The 19681-nt window shown below is 63.6% G+C and carries 20 protein-coding genes; 9 read left to right on the top strand and 11 right to left on the bottom strand.

The features are described 5' to 3' along the window. The first annotated feature begins 114 nt into the window (after positions 1-114). Together EB233_RS06945 and EB233_RS06950 are read left to right on the top strand one after the other, a co-directional pair. Entirely contained in the window at positions 115-1197 is a 1083-nt protein-coding gene (locus tag EB233_RS06945; protein WP_064989912.1) for a helix-turn-helix transcriptional regulator, read from the top strand. A 160-nt stretch (positions 1198-1357) separates the two neighbouring features. Continuing rightward, positions 1358-2050, top strand: a complete 693-nt coding sequence (locus EB233_RS06950; protein WP_044548374.1) for a DUF1013 domain-containing protein — start codon at positions 1358-1360, stop codon at positions 2048-2050. Positions 2051-2113: 63 nt separating this feature from the next. Here the strand turns inward: EB233_RS06950 and EB233_RS06955 are convergent, their stop codons facing one another. The 4 genes from EB233_RS06955 to EB233_RS06970 form a co-directional block, all read right to left on the bottom strand. After that, complete coding sequence (locus EB233_RS06955; protein WP_027031515.1) at positions 2114-2833, bottom strand: helix-turn-helix transcriptional regulator; 720 nt, start codon at positions 2831-2833, stop codon at positions 2114-2116. Between the two features lie 72 nt (positions 2834-2905). Continuing rightward, positions 2906-3313, bottom strand: a complete 408-nt coding sequence (locus EB233_RS06960) for a hypothetical protein (protein ID WP_064989913.1) — start codon at positions 3311-3313, stop codon at positions 2906-2908. A 66-nt stretch (positions 3314-3379) separates the two neighbouring features. Continuing rightward, entirely contained in the window at positions 3380-3970 is a 591-nt protein-coding gene (locus EB233_RS06965; RefSeq protein ID WP_064989914.1) for a DJ-1/PfpI family protein, read from the bottom strand. 83 nt (positions 3971-4053) lie between these two features. Continuing rightward, positions 4054-4221, bottom strand: a complete 168-nt coding sequence (locus EB233_RS06970) for a hypothetical protein (protein ID WP_081294104.1) — start codon at positions 4219-4221, stop codon at positions 4054-4056. 310 nt (positions 4222-4531) lie between these two features. Here EB233_RS06970 and EB233_RS06975 point away from each other — a divergent pair, with 310 nt between their 5' ends. Continuing rightward, the gene (locus EB233_RS06975; protein ID WP_064989915.1) at positions 4532-5485 is read left to right on the top strand and encodes a ring-cleaving dioxygenase; all 954 of its coding nucleotides are present in this window, start codon (positions 4532-4534) and stop codon (positions 5483-5485) included. A gap of 113 nt (positions 5486-5598) precedes the next feature. Further along, complete coding sequence (locus EB233_RS06980) at positions 5599-5760, top strand: hypothetical protein (RefSeq protein WP_081294108.1); 162 nt, start codon at positions 5599-5601, stop codon at positions 5758-5760. 37 nt (positions 5761-5797) lie between these two features. Here the strand turns inward: EB233_RS06980 and EB233_RS06985 are convergent, their stop codons facing one another. The 7 genes from EB233_RS06985 to tkt all read right to left on the bottom strand — a co-directional run bounded on the left by EB233_RS06985 (position 5798) and on the right by tkt (position 15357). Then, positions 5798-6511: an SGNH/GDSL hydrolase family protein gene (locus EB233_RS06985; protein ID WP_064989916.1), complete on the bottom strand. Its 714-nt coding sequence runs from the start codon at positions 6509-6511 to the stop codon at positions 5798-5800. A gap of 184 nt (positions 6512-6695) precedes the next feature. Further along, on the bottom strand, positions 6696-7433 hold the full coding sequence (locus EB233_RS06990; RefSeq protein WP_064989917.1) for a DUF899 domain-containing protein: 738 nt from the start codon (positions 7431-7433) through the stop codon (positions 6696-6698). A 174-nt stretch (positions 7434-7607) separates the two neighbouring features. Next, positions 7608-8633, bottom strand: coding sequence for a class I fructose-bisphosphate aldolase (locus EB233_RS06995; protein ID WP_064989931.1), 1026 nt, complete (start codon positions 8631-8633; stop codon positions 7608-7610). A gap of 150 nt (positions 8634-8783) precedes the next feature. Then, positions 8784-9980: a phosphoglycerate kinase gene (locus tag EB233_RS07000; RefSeq protein ID WP_027053954.1), complete on the bottom strand. Its 1197-nt coding sequence runs from the start codon at positions 9978-9980 to the stop codon at positions 8784-8786. A gap of 157 nt (positions 9981-10137) precedes the next feature. Then, positions 10138-12018: a potassium/proton antiporter gene (locus EB233_RS07005; RefSeq protein WP_064989918.1), complete on the bottom strand. Its 1881-nt coding sequence runs from the start codon at positions 12016-12018 to the stop codon at positions 10138-10140. Between the two features lie 183 nt (positions 12019-12201). Continuing rightward, on the bottom strand, positions 12202-13212 hold the full coding sequence (gene gap, locus EB233_RS07010; RefSeq protein WP_064989919.1) for a type I glyceraldehyde-3-phosphate dehydrogenase: 1011 nt from the start codon (positions 13210-13212) through the stop codon (positions 12202-12204). A gap of 153 nt (positions 13213-13365) precedes the next feature. Next, positions 13366-15357 carry a transketolase gene (gene tkt, locus EB233_RS07015; RefSeq protein ID WP_064989920.1) on the bottom strand — a complete coding sequence of 664 codons (1992 nt, stop codon included), beginning with the start codon at positions 15355-15357 and terminating at the stop codon, positions 13366-13368. 271 nt (positions 15358-15628) lie between these two features. On the opposite strand from tkt, the gene EB233_RS07020 reads away from it, so the two are divergent. The 5 genes from EB233_RS07020 (at position 15629) to EB233_RS07040 (ending at position 19610) form a co-directional block, all read left to right on the top strand. Beyond that, the gene (locus tag EB233_RS07020; protein WP_010911918.1) at positions 15629-15901 is read left to right on the top strand and encodes a DUF4164 domain-containing protein; all 273 of its coding nucleotides are present in this window, start codon (positions 15629-15631) and stop codon (positions 15899-15901) included. Between the two features lie 10 nt (positions 15902-15911). Then, on the top strand, positions 15912-16277 hold the full coding sequence (locus tag EB233_RS07025; RefSeq protein WP_064989921.1) for a cell division protein ZapA: 366 nt from the start codon (positions 15912-15914) through the stop codon (positions 16275-16277). A 201-nt stretch (positions 16278-16478) separates the two neighbouring features. Continuing rightward, complete coding sequence (locus EB233_RS07030; protein WP_027053959.1) at positions 16479-17138, top strand: peroxiredoxin; 660 nt, start codon at positions 16479-16481, stop codon at positions 17136-17138. A 141-nt stretch (positions 17139-17279) separates the two neighbouring features. Then, positions 17280-18152: an MBL fold metallo-hydrolase gene (locus tag EB233_RS07035; protein WP_064989922.1), complete on the top strand. Its 873-nt coding sequence runs from the start codon at positions 17280-17282 to the stop codon at positions 18150-18152. Positions 18153-18419: 267 nt separating this feature from the next. Further along, positions 18420-19610, top strand: coding sequence for an integrase core domain-containing protein (locus EB233_RS07040; protein ID WP_064990865.1), 1191 nt, complete (start codon positions 18420-18422; stop codon positions 19608-19610). Positions 19611-19681 lie beyond the last annotated feature (71 nt).

Here is a 19681-nt window from a genome sequence, read left to right on the forward strand (position 1 = left end):
CCGACGGCGCCCCAACGGAGCCGTTCCGTGGCATTTTGCCTATCCATGATTGACCGCGACCACTCTGACATGTTGACGTCGGGGACGATGAGGCGGCCCGGAGAGGCTCATGCCATGCTCGACGACCTGACGAACAGGATCTACGAGGCGGCCTTCGTGCCGGATCTCTGGCCTGATGTGCTGGAGGACATCGATTCCGTATCGGGTTCCGTGGGCGGTGCCGTGTTTCTGTTCGGTGACGACCAGCCCGCTCGCGGCAGGGCGATCCAATTCCTGCAGGATCTGCAACGTGAATTGCTGGCGAGCGATACGCTGCAGTTCTCGACAGCGGTTTCGCGCATGTGCGCGCTGCAGCCGGCGAGCTTCGTCGACGTCGAGGCTTTCCTGACACCGGACGAGATCGAGAATGATCCGGTGCGCCAACGGCTCCGCGCCATGGGCATCGGCGCACATGCCTGCACCGCGATACCGATGCCGAGCGGCGAACTGGCGATTTTCGTCTTCCAGCGCCGGCTCGGTGAAGGCAGCTATGACCAGAAGAGCCTGGATGTGCTCGACAGCCTGCGGCCAGCCATGGCGCGCGCCGGCCTGATAGCGGGGCGGCTCGGCCTCGAACGCGCCGAAGGAACGGTTACCGCCATGACGGCGATGGGCCTGCCGGCGGCAGTGCTGTCGCTGAAAGGGCGGGTGATGGTCGCCAACGCGTTGTTCGAAAGCCTGTCCTCGCTATTCCTGCCCACCGCCTTTGGCGGCATGGCCATTGCCGACGCCGAAGCCAATCGGCTGTTCCAGCAGGCCATCGTCGCCGCGCGCAACGATCTGGAGCCGACCGTCCGCTCCATACCGGTGCAGGGCGTGGAGAGCCGGTCGCCGATGATCCTGCACATGCTGCCGCTGCGCCGTTCGGCGCACGAGATCTTTTCGGGTGCCGACATTCTGGTGGCGGCGACGGCGCTCAGCGCCAGTTCGCTTGTGCCTTCGCCAACGCTGCTTGCCGGACTGTTCGATCTGACGCCAGCCGAGGCGCGGCTGGCCACGGCACTGTCGCAAGGCCATGCGCTCAAGGCAGCGGCGGCCGGCTCCAAGATCACGGAGAAAACCGCGCGGACCTATCTGGAACGAATATTCGCCAAGACCGGGACGCGCCAGCAAAGCCAGCTCGTCGCCCTGCTCAAAAGCGCCGGTCCTTTCGGCTGAGGTCGCCGGCGGTCAAGGCATTCGAGCGCGCTTGCCGCGCCTATCCAAAAACATTGCGAAACGACCCGGGAACGGTTATACAGGCCGCGAATTTCCCATTTTGGTGGCTCTAAACCACCGCCCGCGCGGGAACGCGGGCGAACGAGAAGGATTTCTGGAAATGGCCAATACGCTGCTGATGCCCAAGGCGACCGCCGTCTGGCTGGTCGACAACACCGCGCTGTCCTTCGAGCAGATCGCGCAGTTCTGCGGGCTGCATCCGCTCGAGGTCAAGGCGATCGCCGACGGCGAATCGGCGCAAGGCATCAAGGGCATGGACCCGATCATGACCGGGCAGCTGACCCGCGACGAGATCGCGCGTGCCGAGAAGGACCCGAACCAGCGCCTGAAGCTTTCCGACCCCAAGGTGCGGGTGCCGGAATCGAAGCGCAAGGGTCCGCGCTACACGCCGCTGTCGAAGCGCCAGGACCGGCCGAACGCCATCCTGTGGCTGGTGCGCAACCACCCCGAACTCAAGGACGCGCAGATTTCGCGCCTCGTCGGCACCACCAAGTCGACGATCGAGCAGATCCGCGAACGCAAGCACTGGAACTCGGCCAATCTGCAGCCGATGGACCCGGTGACGCTGGGTCTCGCCTCGCAGATCGACCTCGATATGGAAGTCAACCGCGCTTCGCGCGGCCGCGAGCAGGCGCAGCCGGTTGGCGACACGCTGCTGCCCGCCGCCCTGACCGAGCGGCTGGTGCCCGCCCCCGAGAAGCCGAAGGACGAGGATGCCGAACTCGACGCCAACGCCGTGTTCGCCAAGCTATCGGCGCTGAAGTCGAAGAACGAAGACGCCGACGACGAGTGAGGTCGGCGACAGACCAGGAAAAAGCCCGCTTCGAGCGGGCTTTTTTGTGCGATCTGGCAAATCTCAGCTTCGCGCCACGCGGTCCGGCGCCATGCCGTAGTCCTCGCTGCGCTCCACGGCGCGGTAGAAGTCGGCGAGCTGCTTGCCGCGCTCCGGCTTGAAGATGCGGCCGGCGATCACCACCGAGGCAATGCGGTCGATGCGGAAGGCGCGGAAATCGTCGCGCATCTCGCACCAGGCGACCAGCGTCCACACCTTGCCCCAGAACCACAGGCCGAGCGGCCTGATGTCGCGCGCGGTGCTACGGCCGGCCTCGTCCGAGTAGTCAACGGTCAGCACCTGGCGCTTTTCGACCGCGCGTTCGATCAAGTCGATCGCCTCGCGGGCCGCGTCGCTGACCACCCACATCGGTGTATGAATCTCGGTGCGGGCGATGCGGTCCTTTTCGGCATCGGGCAGCACGGCGCCGATCTTGACCAACGCCTCGTCGGCGGCGCGTGCCATCGCGGCGCCGCCAAAGGCGCGCACCATCCGCGCGCCGGCAACCAGCGCCACGATCTCGTCACGCGTGAACATCAGTGGCGGAAGGTCGAAACCCTCCCTCATCATGTAACCGACACCGGCCTCGCCGTCGATCGGCACTCCGGTCGACTGCAGGTCGGCTATGTCGCGATAGATCGTTCGCTCGGAAACCTCGAGCCACGTGCCGAGCTTCTGGGCGGTGACCAGACGGCCACCACGCAGATGCTGCACGATCTGAAAGAGCCTGTCGGCGCGACGCATCGTTTGCTTCCCCAGTGTTCTTCCCATGCATGCTGTGGCTCCGGGACCGGGTCCACTTCCAGTTGCCATGCATTACGGTTTGAGCCCTTCGCGCTTGCGCTGCGCGGCGACGAACTCCGCGCCGAAGGACAGTTTCTTCGTTGTCGGCGTCCTGGCATCGAGCACGCGCCAGAAGGGTGCGACATCGCTCAGCGTCATGCCGCCCTCGAGGTCTTCGTTGGCGGCTTCGGCAACCGTGCGCAGATGATAGCCTATGGTGACCGGGCATGTCACTTCGGCGCCATGTTCGACGGCAAGGGCAGTGCGCAACGCACGGATGTCCATCTCGACGCCCTCGGGAATTGAACGGATGAAATCGTCGACCTGACGAGCAGTCGGCACCAGCATCGGCTGCCCCTCGACCACGTCACCCATCGTGCGAGGCGTTGGTTTCACGCCGTTGATGCCAGGCGTGTCCAGCCTGTCGTTCCAGCTTTTCATCGATCGTCCTCTCGGCCGGCTATGCGCATTCCCCCACCATCGCATGCACCTCCTGACAGCATTCTGTCAGGAGGCTTCAGCATATTCCCTCACGAACAACGTTCGCATCTGGGCGAGATCGCTGGCTCTTTCGGGATAAAGCGTGTTCAGAAAGACAAGGGCAAAGGTGCCAGGTGCCGAACCCGGCGCGGAAACGACTTTGCCGTCAGCGACGGCATACGGCACGTCTTGATAGTTCAGACCACCGGCATAGCCGGCTTCATGTCCGTTGATCCAGTCGCGGCCATTGCTGGTATGCTTGGCTTCTTCGAAGATGCCGGCCCGGGCCAGCGCCAACGTTCCGGCGCAGATCCCGCCGACGACACCGCCGCTCGTTGCAACGGCATTGAGCAGTTTGGCGACATCCGGGGGCGCCTTGCCCGCCCATTGGTCGGACCCGATGACGGCGACGGCATCGAGATCGGCATTCTCTTCGACGGCTGTCGAACGGTCGGGCGTCAGCCGAAAACCGCTGATCGCGGTCACCGGCTTGCCTTGAGGCGTCAGCGACACGGCGCGTGCGCCGAACCATTCGACCGCCGAGGCCGCAAGCAGTCCATACTCCCAGTCGGCGAAACCTTCGATGAAAAGGAAGCCGATTGACTTTTGATCGGGCATAAGCTCGCTCCATCCCCCGGCCCGCCGAACCCATATTTGGGCATTGGCGCGGTCATGTCCAATATCGACGCCGAAAATTGGCCTCAACTGCCGTGGGAGCGGCGCTCCGCATACATATCCGGCCAGCCGATATCCTTGCGGATGTCGGCAGGCAGCGCGTTCATGAAACGCTGCGTGCGGATTTCGTTGCGCATGGTGCGAACCTTGCCGACATAGTGCTGCATGCCGCGCAGAATGGTGAAACCGTTCATGGCTATTCTCCTCTCTCTGACTGAAGGCAGTATCGCACACCCCTCCTGACAGCAGTCTGTCAGGAGGATGGCAGGGCGGACGAGGATAATTCCGTTTGGCGCGTCGCCCGAGGGAGAGGGGTGTTCCCCGCTGCTATTATGCCCCGCCGCGGCAGGTCCGCGGGCGCTGATTGTTCACCAATTGATCGACAGTCGGAGAGATATTGTTCATCGCATGGCGACTAACTGTCAGGATCGGCGGCCTTCAGCGGCGGGGCCGGAGTTCTGATATGAAAGGAGAAAATTCTTCCCCAAAGCCAGGGAGACGACCATGAACCTGCAACTGACAGGAATCCACCATCTGACCGCCATATCAGCCAATGCGCCCGGTAATCTTCACTTCTACACGAGGGTGCTGGGCCTGCGGCTGGTCAAGAAGACGGTGAACCAGGACGACACATCGGCCTACCACCTTTTCTACGCCGACGGCGAAGCGACGCCAGGCACCGACCTCACCTTCTTCGACTGGCCGGTTGGCCGCGAACGGCGCGGCACACACAGCATCGCGCGAACCAGCCTCAGGGTCGGTAGTCTGGAAAGCCTTGCCTGGTGGAAGCGGCATTTGACGAGCGAAAACATCCCGACAGGAGAGGTCGCCGATATAGGTGGCTATCCATCGCTGGATTTCGAAGATCCCGAAGGCCAGCGCCTACGTCTCGTCAGCGATGGGGGCAAGGGCGGCAGCCACCCCTGGGCACGGAGCCCGGTCCCAGCCGAGCACCAGATCCGTGGGCTCGGGCCGATCGTCATCAGCGTTCCCGACATCACCAACACCGAGGCGGTGCTGACCAGGGTGATGGACATGCGCAAAGTCCGTGACTATGCCTCGCCGGACGGCGAGGGTCAGGTTCACGTTTTCGAAATGGGCGCGGGCGGGCCGGCGGCGGAACTGCATGTCGCCGTGCAGCCCGGGCTGGCGCCCGCAAGGCAAGGCGCCGGTGCGGTTCACCACGTGGCCTTCAGGGCGCCAGACGAGGAGACGCTGCATGGGTGGACCGCTCGTCTGGCCGAATTCCGCCTGCCGTCGAGCGGCGAGGTCGAGCGCTACTACTTCCGCTCGCTCTATTTTCGTGAGCCGAACGGCATCCTGTTCGAGATCGCTACCGATGGGCCGGGCTTCACCGCCGATGAACCGCTGGAGACGCTCGGCGAAAGCCTGGCACTGCCACCGTTCCTCGAACCGAAGCGCGCCTCGATCGAGGCCGGCCTCAAGCCGCTGAAGTAGACCGCTCTTTCGGCAACCGCGCCGCGTTCCGATTGGAGAACGCGGCGTCAGTTGTGTGTCGGCGACCGAACGAACCGCTTTGACAGCCAGCCGCGTTGCTGGTCAAAGGCGGCATGACGAAACTCCTTGCCCTTGTGATCATTGGTTTCATGGTCATCCAGCTGATCAAACCGATCGGCTGGCCCGGGCTCAAGCGCCGCAGCGATTTCTGGAAGCTGGCGTTGCTCGCCATGGCGGCGATCTCGCTGGCGGCCGTGCTCGGGCATTTGACTTAGAGCGGTTCCTGCGCATGACAGGACTGGCGCGGCAAAGTCAGCCGGCAAGCAGCTGGTCGACGAGATGTTCCGCCCAGGCCCGGTAGCCTGCTTCCGAGGCATGGAATCCGTCGGAGGCGAAACCCTCTTCGGGATTTGTGATCGGCAGGCGCGGCGCCGGCACCGCGCCGCGCTCCAGGCAGAGGCGTTCGCCCATCCGGTTCATCGCGGTCGCGCGGATTTCGAGGATCTTGCCGAGCAGCGGCGGCATGGCCGGCGCCCGCGTGAACTCCAGCACCGGCGACCACACCACCCGCGCCTCCGGCCATTTGGCGCGCAGTGCGTAGAGCAGGCCGCCGAACTCTTTCTTGAAGCGCGGCACCGAATGGAAATTCTTGGTGTCGTTGGTGCCGATGGCGAGCACGATATGCGTCCACGGATCGGCCGACAGATTGGGCAGGACATGGTCGCGAATCTGGCCCGACGTCGCCGAATTGAAGCCGGCGGCGCGCCAGCGCACGGCGCGGCCGGTGCGTTGCGACATCAGCGTGGCGAGCTGCGCGGCAAGCCCATCCTCGGAATTGCCGATGCCGACCGACGCGGCCGAGGAATCACCCAGCACCAGAAGCGAGACCGCCGGCGCCTCGCCGGCAAGGTCGTGCATGACCGGTCCGTGTGCCGGCAGCATGCGCGAGGTGCGACGGCGAACGCCCAATCCCTGCCAGACATAGATGGGGAAGGCGAGCCAGGTGAGAAAGGCGGGGAAGCGCATGGCGATACCGTCGAACGATTTGCGGCAGGCTTAGCGCATGTTTGGTCCGCCGTGAACGTGCCCTAGCGTCGCCGACCGGTGCCTTGGAGCAGTTCACCGTTTCACGAAACGGCAAACCGCTCCAACTGTTTGTGTTGACGCAATTCCCAAGGGAAAGCCGCGTCACACTTTTCCTGGAATTGCGCTAAAGGCGCGCGTCGTCCGGTTGCGACCTGTTTCCATATTCATCGTGCAGCCGTACCCAGTCCATGAAGGTCCGGTAAGGACCGGTTTCGTCGCGGCCTTTCGGAACAATGTCGAGATATTGATAGGCGCCGATGAACTGCTCGCTGCCACGTGCCCGTGACATGAAGGTCAGGAAGATGTCGCCGGTTTCGCCCTTGTGGAAGACAGTGGTGCCGGGCAGGTCCTTCGACGTCAGCACCGGTGTTTCGAAATTATAGACGGCTTCGCCGGATGCGATCTGTTTGTCGGTGAAGGATACCTGCATGTCGAAGTTGAAGTCCGAGGCATAGGAAGATACCCAATCGAACGTCCAGCCCATGCGCTGCTTGTAGGGCAGCAGCTCCGCAAGCGGCGCCCGTGATACGGCGACGAGCGACACGTCGTGATGTCTCAGATGCCGGTTGGCGCCGTCCATATGGTCGGCGACGAAGGCACAGCTTTCGCAGTGATGCGTGGAGCCCGGCGCGAACACGAAGTGATAGATGATCAACTGGCTGAGGTTGGCGAAAAGATCGGCCAGTTTCTTCGGCCCCTGCTCCGTCTCGAAGACGTAGTCCTTCCTTACTTTCAGCCAAGGCAGTTCCCGCCGTTCGGCCGCAACACGCGCGCGCAACCGCGTCAGTTCCTTCTCGCGGGCCAGATGCGCCTTGTGCGCCCGGAACCAGTCTTCGCGCGAAACGGCCTTGTTGCGATGCATGAGCCTCTCCCTGTCTGCACCCCAAGGACGTTCGGGATGGGCAAAAACCGACATCGCCGTCTGTTTTTACCAGAAGGGAGATAAGAATGGACACGCTCGGACCCAAGTCCGGCATGCCCGACAAAAACCCGGGCGCATGGGCCCGGGTTCGAAGCGAAAGGGACGAGCTGGGGGTTAGGCGGCTTGTTCGAGGCTTGCCTGCCATTTTCCAAGCGCGGCCAGATAATTCATGTGGGCGCGATGGGTGAAGGCGGCCTGGCCGGCGGCGACGTTCGATGCTTTGCCGCTCCAAGCCTTCTGCGGGGCGGCCTGCAGCGCGCGGCCGTAGGAGAAGGTCAGCTTCCACGGATGCGGGCCGATGGCGTTGATGGCGTTGAGGTTGGCGGTCGCTTCCTCGTCCTCCTGGCCGCCGGAAAGGAAGGCGATACCAGGGACCGCCGCCGGCACCGTCTCGCGGAACAGTTTTATGGTCATCTCGGCGACCTTTTCGGGACTGTCCACCGTGCCCGACTTCTTGCCCGACAGCACCATGTTGGGCTTCAGGATCGTGCCTTCGAGCACGACGCGCGCCGCGTAGAGCTCGTTGTAGAGCTTAAGCAACGTCATCTTGCTGATCTCGTAGCACGTGTCGATCGAATGGGCGCCGTCCATCAGCACTTCCGGCTCGACGATCGGCACGATGCCGGCTTCCTGGCAAAGGGCGGCGTAGCGGGCAAGCGCATGGGTGTTGGAGCCGATAGAGGTCGCCGACGGCACGCCCTTGGCGATGTCGATGTCGATCACCGCGCGCCATTTGGCGAAGCGGGCGCCAAGCTTGTAGTAGTCGGCAAGGCGTTCGCGCAGGCCGTCGAGGCCCTCGGTGATGGTGTCGCCGGGAAAGCCGGCCAGAGGCTTGGCCCCGGCATCGACCTTGATGCCGGGGATGGCGCCTGCCGCCTTGATGATGTCGACCAGCGGCGTGCCGTCGGCGGCCTTCTGGCGGATCGTCTCGTCATAGAGGATGACGCCGGAAATATACTTGGTCATCGCGTCCTTGGCGCGAAACATCATCTCGCGATAATCGCGGCGGCTGTCTGCGGTCGATTCGACGCCGATCACGTCGAAGCGCTTCTTGATCGTGCCGGAACTTTCATCGGCGGCCAGCAGGCCCTTGCCATTGGCGACGATCGCGGCGGCAATGTCTTCGAGACGTTCGCTCATCATGCTTCTCCTGGAGGGGTTCGTTCCGCGCTTAACGGAAGTCTACCGCCAAAGGAATGGCATCGGAAAGCTCGAATCGATTGAAAGGTGCCGGCGCCGCCGCCGGCTCGCTTTGAGTTGATCGGATCGTTGCTTGGGCCGAGAATTGCCTCAGCGCTTCAGCACGTCGACGCCGGGCAACGGCTTGCCTTCCATCCATTCCAGGAAGGCGCCGCCGGCGGTCGAGACATAGGTGAAGTCGTCGGCGACACCGGCGTGGTTGAGGGCCGCCACCGTATCGCCGCCACCGGCGACCGAGACCAGCTTGCCGGCCTTGGTGCGCGCCGCGGCGTGTTTTGCCGCCGCCACCGTGGCGTGATCGAACGGGGCGATCTCGAAGGCGCCGAGCGGACCGTTCCAGACCAGCGTCGCGGCGCGGTCGATCCATTCGCCGATCGTCGTCACGGTCTTGGCGCCGACATCCAGGATCATGCCATCGGCAGGCACGTCGGAGATGGCGACGGTCTCGCAGGCAGCGCCTGCCTTGAATTCCCTGGCGACGACGCCATCGACCGGCAGGATGATGGCGCAGCCGGCCTCGGCCGCCTCGATCATGATCTGCTTGGCTGTCGGGGCCAAGTCATGCTCGCACAGCGACTTGCCGACATCGGTGCCGCGCGCGGCCAGGAACGTGTTGGCCATGCCGCCGCCGATGACCAGCGCGTCGACCTTCTTCACCAGGTTCATCAACAGGTCGATCTTGGTCGAGACCTTGGCGCCGCCGACAATGGCAACGACAGGGCGGACCGGATTGCCCAGGCCCTTCTCCAGCGCCTCGAGTTCGGCCTGCATGGTGCGGCCGGCAAAGGAAGGCAAAAGATGCGCCAGCCCCTCGGTCGAGGAGTGGGCGCGGTGGGCGGCTGAAAAGGCGTCGTTGACGAAGATGTCGCCATTGGCGGCGAGCCTTTCGGTGAAGGCCGGGTCGTTCTTTTCCTCGGCCTTGTAGAAACGGGTGTTTTCGAGAAGAAGCACGTCGCCCTTGTTCATGGCCGCGACCGCGCTTCCCGCCGTGTCGCCGACGCAATCCGAGGCAAAGCCGACGGGACGGCCGAGCACCTGCGCCGTCGCCCTGGCGATCGGCTCAAGCGAGAATTCGGGCGAGGGGCCATCCTTGGGTCGGCCGAAATGGGCAAGCAGGATGACCTTGGCGCCTTTGCCCGACAGTTCGGCGATGGTCGGCGCGATGCGTTCGATGCGGGTGGCGTCGGTGACCTTGCCGTCGGCGACGGGAACGTTGAGGTCGACGCGCACCAGCACGCGCTTGCCGCTGATGTTGCCGATATCGTCCAGTGTCTTGAAGGCGGCCATGCCGGTTCCTTTCCTCGGGAAAATCGCCGGGACCATACCTCGCATCAACGACGATGCAAGGCTTTGGCTGGGATGGCGGTGCGAAATTTTGAGGCGGGCGGGGACATAGTCCGTGAAGATCGCCCACGCGGATGGGCAGGGCGAACGATCGCTCTCGTCAGCTGCCGGTCGTTGCCTTTTCGACCGGTGGCTCCGGGGTCTCATCTGTCCGTGGCGCTTCTTGCGTCTCGGTTGGCTTGCGCCAGTTGCGGACAAAGGCGCCCAGACGGTCGCCCATTTCGCCGGCGCTGAGGAACACCGGAACCCGCGCGACCGGCGCCGTCGGCTCGAAGGAGAGGCCGAGACCCGTGATTCTGCCCTTGTCGTCGACATCCCTGACGATCAGCTCGATCGGGCCAATCAGCACGCGGTCGGCATATTCGGCATGGCCGCCGAGACGTGCCGTGACCAAGGCGCCGACGGTCAGCTTGCGCTCGGCCTCGCTTAGGCCCGGCCCATAGGCGGCCTCCAGTTCCTCGGCCGAGCGGGCCGGATCGACGGCGAAGGCGCCGAAGAAATCGGCATCCTCGGGGTCGACCACCGCACGGCTGGCAAACAGCTTGTCGAGCAGGCGCGGATAGCGGTCCGGCACGAAGATGTAGACCTGGTCGCCGGCGGCCAGCCGTCCCATGTCCTGGAAGCGCATCGAGCGGCCGTCGCGCAGCACCAGCGAGGGCCGTGCCCAACGTGGAATGCGCTCACCGCGCGCCACCGGGCTGCCATGCGCCACACGATAGGCAAGAAGTTCGTGATGGGCGGAGCCCGGCAATTCGAGTTCGACCTTGTCGAGAGGGCCGAGGCGCGCCGGCACGATGAGGCCGAGGCGACGCGCCAGCGGGCCGACTGTCCAGCCCTGGATGATCAGTGACACCAGCACGATGATGAAGGCGGCGTTGAAGATGGTGCGGCCATTCTCCAGTCCGCCGAGCAGGGGGGTGATGGCGAGCAGGATTGAGACGGCGCCGCGCAGGCCGACCCAGGAGACGAAGGCGACTTCGGGACGGGGCAGGCGGAAGGGGACCAGGCAGAGCCAGACGGCGATGGGCCGCGCGACAAACATCAGGAACAGGCCAAGCGCGATAGCCGGCACCATGATCGCCGGGAATTGCGATGGGGTCGCGAACAGGCCGAGGATCAGGAACATGATGATCTGCGCCAGCCACGACATGCCGTCCTGGAAGCGCTTGAGAATGGTGACGGCGCGGATGTCGGAATTGCCGGCAATGAGTCCGGCGATATAGACCGCCAGGAAGCCGGAGCCGCCGATCGCGCCGGCGGCGGCAAAGACCATCAGCGACAGCGTCAGCACGAAGATAGGCAGCAGGCCATGGTCGAGATTGAGCCGGTCGACGAGACGCACGATGGCCAAGCCGCCGAGCACGCCGACAAGGGCGCCAAGGCCCATGTTGACGAGGAAGCCCAGGATAAGGCTGGTGAGGAGGACATTGGCTTCGGGGTTGGCGTGCGCGGCGATGACTTCGACCAGGGTGATGGTCAGGAAGATGGCGATCGGGTCGTTGGTGCCGGATTCGACTTCGAGCGTGGAGCGTACGCGCTCGCGCAGATTGATCTCGCCGGCGCGCAGCAGGAAGAACACGGCCGCCGCATCGGTCGAGGCGACGGCCGCACCGAGCAGGAAGGATTCCAGCCAACTCAAGTCGAGCAGATAGTAGGCGGCGGCGCCGAACAGCCCAGTGGTGAGAAGCACGCCGACAGTCGCTAGCGACAGGGCCGGCCCCGCCGCCTGCCGCAAAGCGTTGAGCGGCGTACCGAAACCCGAATCGAACAGGATGACGGCCAGCGCCAATGAGCCGGCAAAATAAGCGATGCGAGCATTGTCGAATTCGATGCCGAGGCCGTCGGTGCCGGTGGCAAGCCCGATGCAGAGAAACAGCAGCAGGAGGGGGGCGCCGAAGCGAAAGGCGATCAGGCTCGAAAACGCCGCGGCGACAACGAGCGCCGTGCCGACCAGCGTGACGAGGTAGATCGCATGCTCCATTCTTAAATCAGCCCCTCAAATTCGTCTGTCTCCTGGATTACGGCAGAGTGGGGCGAAGGCGTGACCAGTGCAAGGCGGGAGGGTGGTTTTTGGCCTACACCGCTGATTTTTGTTGCTGCCTCGGCAAATGAAAACGCCCGGCAAAGCCGGGCGTTTGCAAAGTCGTGAGACGAGAGCCCGCGATCAGGCGATGGTCTTGCCGAAGGCGACGGCGGTATCGCCCATGCGATTGGAGAAACCCCACTCATTGTCGTACCAGGACAGCACCGAAACGAAGTTGCCGTCCATCACCTTGGTCTGGTCGAGCGCCATGATCGACGAGCGCGGATCATGATTGAAGTCGATCGAGACGTTCGGGTGATGGGTGACGCCGAGAATACCCTTCAGCCTGCCGTTCGAGGCGGCGATCACCGCTTCGTTGATTTCCTGCACCGTGGTGGCGCGCTTGGCGATGAACTTGAAGTCGACGACCGAGACGTTCGGGGTCGGCACGCGGATCGAGATGCCGTCGAGCTTGCCCTTGAGGTCGGGGAGCACAAGGCCGATCGCCTTGGCCGCACCCGTCGAGGTCGGGATCTGCGACAGGGCGGCGGCGCGGGCGCGGTAGAGATCCTTGTGCATGGTGTCCAGCGTCGGCTGGTCGCCGGTGTAGGAGTGGATCGTCGTCATCATGCCCTTTTCGATGCCGACCGTGTCGTGCAGCACTGCGGCCAGCGGCGCCAGGCAGTTGGTGGTGCACGACGCGTTCGAGATGACGATGTGGTCCTTGGTCAGCTTGTCGTGGTTGATGCCGTAGACGACGGTCAGGTCGGCGCCGTCGGCGGGTGCCGAGACCAGCACGCGCTTGGCGCCGGCGGTCAGGTGCGCGGCGGCCTTGTCGCGGGCGGTGAAGATCCCGGTGCATTCGAGCGCGATGTCGACGCCGAGTTCCTTCCACGGCAGCTGCGTCGGATCCTTGATGGCGGTAACCTTGAACTTCTCCTTGCCGACGGTGATCTGGTCGCCATCGACGGACACCTCGTGAGGGAAGCGGCCGTGCACGCTGTCGTAGCGCAAGAGGTGGGCATTGGTCTCGACCGGACCGAGATCGTTGACGGCGACGACGTCGATGTCCTTGCGGCCGGATTCATGGATGGCGCGCAGGATGTTGCGGCCGATGCGGCCGAATCCGTTGATGGCAACTCTGACGGTCATTTTTCTCTCCCTGGGAGCTGGAAGGCGGATGGATCCGCTGCTTCATAGCGGCGGACGGCACAAGAATCCAGCCGCAGAGGGCCGAATTTAAATCGATTAGGTTGGTCCAGCCCCGCGAAACGCCAGAGCGGTTCTCGGGGCCGGACATCAATATCACTTGCCGTGCAGGCGGGTCTCCGCCGCCTTCGCGGCCGCTTCGGCGGTGATGCCGAAATGCGGATAGAGCTGCTCGATGGTGCCCGAAGCGCCAAAGCCATGCATGCCGACAAAGATGCCGTCCGAGCCGATAAGATGATCCCAACCCTGGCGGATGCCGGCCTCGATCGCCATCTTGATCGGCGCGTTGCCGATAGTCTTCTTGCGATAGGCCTCGCTCTGCTGATCGAACAGTTCGAAGCAAGGTACCGACACGACGCGGGTCGGGTGGCCGTGCTTCTCGAGCAGGTCGCGGGCGCCGAGCGCGATCTCGACCTCGGAGCCGGTGGCGAAGATCGTCACTGCCGCCTCGCCGCTGGCCGCGGCCAGTTCATAGGCGCCCTGGCTGCTCAGATTCTTGGCCGAATGCTCGGTGCGGACCGTCGGCAGATTCTGGCGGGTCAACGCCAGGGTCGACGGCGTCTTTTCGGATTCGAGCGCGATCTGCCAGCATTCGGCGGTTTCCACCGCGTCGGCCGGACGGAAGACATTGTGGTTGGGGATGGCGCGCAGAGCCGCCAGGTGCTCGACCGGCTGGTGGGTCGGGCCGTCTTCGCCCAGACCGATGGAATCATGGGTCATGACGAAGATCGAGCGGATGCCCATCAGCGAGGAAAGCCGCATCGACGGGCGGGCATAGTCGGAGAAGCACATGAAGGTGCCGCCATAGGCGATGAGGCCGCCATGCAGCGTCAGGCCGTTGATGGCGGCCGCCATGCCATGCTCGCGGATGCCGTAATGGACATAGCGCTGGCCGTAATCGTCCGGCGTGATGTTCTTGGTCTGGCTGGTCTTGGTGTTGTTGGAGCCGGTCAGGTCGGCGGAACCGCCGATGGTTTCCGGCACGGCGCCGTTGATGACTTCCAGAGCCATTTCCGACGATTTGCGCGTCGCCACCTTCGGCTTGTCGGCCGAGAGCTTCTTCTTGTAGTCGGCGATGACGGCGTCCAAATTGGACGGCAGCTTGCCGGAAAGGCGGCGCTCGAACTCGGCCTTCAGCTTCGGTTCGGCCTTGGCGAGGCGGCCTTCCCAGTCGGCGCGCGGCTTGGCGCCGGCCTTGCCGGCAGTGCGCCAGGCGTCGAGGATGTCGGCCGGAATCTCGAAGGGCGGCGATTCCCAGTTGAAGAATTTGCGCGCGCCGGCGATCTCGTCGGCGCCGAGCGGCGAGCCGTGCGCCTTGTTGGTGCCGGCCTTGGTCGGGGCGCCGAAACCGATGGTCGTCTTGCAGGCGATCATGGTCGGCTTGTCGGAATGGCGGGCGGCTTCGATGGCGTAGGCGATCGCTTCCGGATCGGTGCCGTCGATATGGCTGGCGTTCCAGCCGGAGGCCTGGAAGCGGGCGACCTGGTCGGTGTTGTCGGCAAGCGAGACCGGACCGTCGATCGAGATGTTGTTGTTGTCCCAGAAGACGATCAGCTTGTTGAGCTTCAAATGCCCGGCCAGCGCGATGGCTTCCTGGGAAACGCCTTCCATCAGGCAGCCGTCACCGGCCAGCACATAGGTGTAGTGGCTGACGAGGTCGTTGCCGAAGGCGGCGTTCATGATGCGCTCGCCGAGGGCGAAACCGACCGAATTGGCGAGGCCCTGGCCAAGCGGGCCGGTCGTCGTCTCGATACCGGTGGCGTGGCCGTATTCGGGATGGCCGGCGGTCTTGGATCCCAGCTGGCGGAAATTCTTGATCTGGTCGAGGGTCATGTCCTCGTAGCCGGTCAGATAGAGCAGCGAATAGAGCAGCATCGAGCCATGGCCGGCCGACAGGATGAAGCGGTCACGGTCGGCCCAGTGCGGAGCCTTGGCGTCAAATTTCAGGAAGCGGGTGAACAGCACCGTGGCAATGTCGGCGCAGCCCATGGGCAGGCCGGGATGGCCGGAATTGGCCTTCTCGACGGCGTCCATGGAGAGAAAACGGATCGCATTGGCCATCCGGTCATGTTGTTCACGCGACGTCATGGTTCCTCCAGGGTGGGGGTTTGAGGGCTTGGGAGAGCCCTTGAAAAGGGTGCGCGACACATAGCAGGCGCGGGCTTTTAGTCAACAAATCGGGTGCAGATTTGCCACTCTTGTGATGGCGTTGAGACTTGGTGAAGCGACCTACATTAGCGTTAGCAGGGGACAGTCGCGAGAGCTTTGTTGACGTCGCCTTCACCCGGTGCCTAATGTTTCCGACATAACGCGTTCTGAACACGAACGATTCGGTGATGGGCAGGGCAGGACGAAGGCCATGACCGGGGAAACCACGCTCAAAGAAGTCATCGCCAGGCTGGGAAAGGCCATCGAGGGGCTGGAAAGCGCCGTCGCGGCCAAGCTCGAGCATGAACGCGACTACTCGGAAGCCGAGGCCGAAGTGCAGCGGATGAATGCCGACCGTTCCCGGCTGGCGCAGGAACTCGACAATTCCGAAGCGCGCGCCGAACGGCTGGAGGACGCCAACAAGGAAGTCTCGCGACGGCTGGTGACCGCCATGGAAACCATCCGCGCCGTGTTGGACAGATAGGAGCTGGCCCATGGCACAGGTCACGGTTTCAATCGACGGCAAACAGTACCGCATGGCCTGCGACGAAGGCCAGGAAGAGCATCTGATAGACCTTGCCGAGCGCTTCGACCGCTATGTCTCGCACCTGAAGGATTCCTTTGGCGAGATCGGCGACCAGCGGCTGACCGTCATGGCCGGCATCATGGTGATGGACGAACTCTCTGAGCTGCAGAAACGCGTGAAGGGTATGGAAAGCGAAGTGCTGACCTTGCGCAAGACGCGCGACGAGGCGCTGACCAAGGCCGACAAGAGCGACAGCGTGATGACAAGCGCGCTCGGCGCATTAGCGCAACGCATGGAAGATCTGACTGCGACGCTGGCGATCAACAAGGCCTGAGCCGGCCCAAGCCTTCCCATGCAACTGGAAGCCCCTTGCGCCGATGCCATCGGCAGCATGAAAATGCTCATTCCGCCGCCGACAAGAGTTTCATATTATCTTGCAGTCGCGATTTTTGCGCTAATATACGGCGGGCCGGAGCAGGCGCGCCTTGATTGAGGCCTGCCGCGCCGACGGGATTAGTTACAGGGGAGATGTGCCATGAGCCTTCGTATCAACGATATTGCGCCGGATTTCACCGCCGAGACCACGCAAGGGTCAATCAAGTTCCATGACTGGATCGGTGACGGATGGGCGATCCTGTTCAGCCATCCGAAGAACTTCACCCCGGTCTGCACGACCGAGCTTGGCACGATGGCGGGGCTGGAAGGTGAGTTCAAGAAGCGCAACGTCAAGATCATCGGCATCTCCGTCGATCCGGTTGCCAGCCACGACAAGTGGCAGGCCGACATCAAGACGGCGACCGGCCAAACGGTGCACTATCCACTGATCGGCGACAAGGACCTCAAGGTCGCCAAGCTTTACGACATGTTGCCCGGCGGCGCCGGCGAAACCTCGGAAGGCCGCACGCCAGCCGACAACGCCACGGTGCGTTCGGTCTATGTGATCGGGCCGGACAAGAAGATCAAGCTGGTGCTGACCTACCCGATGACCACGGGCCGCAACTTCGACGAGATCCTCCGTGCGGTCGATTCCATGCAGCTTACCGCCAAGCATCAGGTGGCGACGCCGGCCAACTGGAAGCAGGGCGAGGACGTCATCATCACGGCCGCGGTTTCCAACGAGGATGCGATCAAGCGCTTCGGGGCGTTCGAGACCATCCTGCCCTATCTCAGGAAGACCAAGCAGCCGTCGGCCTGAGGCAGATCACGGAACGGATTTTGCCTTTTCCGACCTGGCGGGCCAAGTCATGCTTGACTGGCCCACTTTGGCGGACAACCATGCTCCCGTTGGGGTCCGGCGGAGAAAATCGTTCCTGCCGGCTGAGGTTGGAGAGCTCGGTTGGACGTGGCTTTGGCAAGACCTGAGGTCAGGGGCTTTTATGACAAGCCGACCGGGGCCATCCAGTATGTCGTCACCGATCCGGCGACGAAGCGGTGCGCCATCATCGATCCGATCCTCGACTTCGATGAGAAATCCGGCGCAACCGGTACGAAGAGCGCCGACGTCCTGCTCGATTTCATCGGGGAAAGCGGGCTCGAGCTCGAGTGGATTCTCGACACCCATCCGCATGCTGATCATTTCTCGGCCGCGCACTACCTGAAGCAGAAGACCGGAGCGCCGACGGCGATCGGTGACAGGGTCGTCGACGTCCAGAAGCTGTGGAAGGTGATTTACAACTGGCCGGATTTTCCCGCCGACGGTTCGCAGTGGGATCGGCTGTTTACGCAGGGCGAGACTTTCCGGATCGGGACCATGCCGGTCAAGGTGCTGTTCTCACCCGGTCATACGCTGGCCTCGATCAGCTATGTGATCGGCGACGCCGCCTTCGTCCATGACACGCTGTTCATGCCCGACAGCGGCACAGCGCGGGCGGATTTTCCCGGGGGCAGTGCCGCACGGCTATGGCGCTCGATCCAGGACATTCTGGCATTGCCGGACGCGACGCGCGTCTTCGTCGGCCATGACTACCAGGCCGGCGGCCGCGAGCCCTTGTGGGAAAGCACGGTTGCCTTGCAGAAGGCCAGCAACATTCATCTCGTCGCCGCGCGCGGCGAGGCCGAGTTCGTGGCGCTGCGCGAGGCACGCGACAAGACATTGCCAATGCCGCGGCTGATCCTGCATGCGCTGCAGGTCAACATGAATGGCGGCAGGCTGCCGGAGCCGGAAGCCAATGGAAGGCGGTATCTGAAGTTTCCGCTGGATGGGCTTTGAGGTTTGTCCCTTCTCCCCGTCACTATACGGGGAGAAGGTGGCGGCAGCCGGATGAGGGGCGGCGCCAGCGTTGATGATGATGTCCGGCATGTGCTGCTGCACTGGCAAGAACCTGGCAACCTCAGCGCCGCCCCTCATTGTCCTGCCGGACATTTCTCCCCGTATAGTGACGGGGAGAAAGCGGCTGCTGTCCGAACCGGATAGATAGGTAACAGAATGGACTGATTAGATGGGTGACAGTTTTCTTGTCCGCCGGGAGGACCGGCGATGGTTTGGCGAGAGACTGGCATCATGGATGAGCGGCTCCGGTTTGTTGTGGACTGCCTTTCTGGCGAGGAGACGATGACGCAGCTGTGTGCGGCCTACGGCATCTCGCGCAAGAGCGGCTACAAATGGCTAGGGCGTTATCGGGAGTTTGGTCCGGAAGGTTTGCACGATCGGCCGCGAGCGCCGCTCAATCACGGCCGGGCGACGGCCGAGGATTTGGTGGGGCGGATCGTGGCTATGAAGGAGATCCACCCGCTGTGGGGGCCCAAGAAGATCATGGCCAGGCTCAAGCGAGCGGAGCCCTGCTGCGGCTGGCCTGCGGTCTCGACGGCCGGTGAGATTCTGAGGCGGCATGGACTTGTGGGGCGTAGGCGCAAACGCTGGAAGGCGGCAGGCAATGGGCCATGGCCGGAAGCTTCGGAGCCGAACGCGGTGTGGACCGGGGACCACAAGGGTTGGTTCCGGACCCGCGACGGATGGCGTTGCGAACCGCTGACGGTGATGGATGTGTCGAGCCGCTACCTATTGGGGCTCGAGGCAACAAGCTCGACGGCGGATGAAGAAGCCTGGCCTGTGTTTGAGCGGTTGTTTGAGGAGAACGGCCTGCCGGATCGGTTCAGAAGCGACAATGGCTCGCCATTTGCGTCGGCCGGCGTCGCCGGGCTGACGCCGCTTGCGGCGCGCTTCATCAAGCTCGGCATCGCCCTTGAGCGCATCCAACCGGGCAAGCCGCAGCAGAACGGGCGCCATGAGCGTTTCCATTTGACCATGCTGCCGATGGCCAAGGCACCGGAGGCCGACAGGGCGGCTCAAGCCCAGGCCTTCGAGGCCTTCCGGCGCAGCTACAATGAAGAGCGCCCGCACGAGGCGCTTGGCATGGGCACCCCATCACAGCATTATTGTCCCTCAACCCGTCCCATGCCCAGGAAGCCCCCCGAGCCGGATTATCCGGCCGAGGCGGCGGTGCGCAGCGTGCGCCAGAACGGCGCCGTCAAATGGCAGGGCGCCGAAATCTACGTCTCGGCCACGCTGGCAGGCGAGCCGATTGCCATCGAAGAGACTGAGAACGGCGAATGGGCGATGCGCTTCTATGCCCATCCGCTCGGCTTCATCGACCACAAGCACATGAAACTGGTTCGCCGAAGCGCCACACCAACCAAACCGCCTGGCGCGGCGGCGAACCCATCATAAGGGGGAGAACTGTTACCCATGTATCCGGTTCAAACTGGTACCCATCTATCGGCTGGACACTGCGTCGCCGG

This window comes from Mesorhizobium erdmanii (genome assembly GCF_013170725.1).
GTDB classification, from domain to species: domain Bacteria; phylum Pseudomonadota; class Alphaproteobacteria; order Rhizobiales; family Rhizobiaceae; genus Mesorhizobium; species Mesorhizobium erdmanii.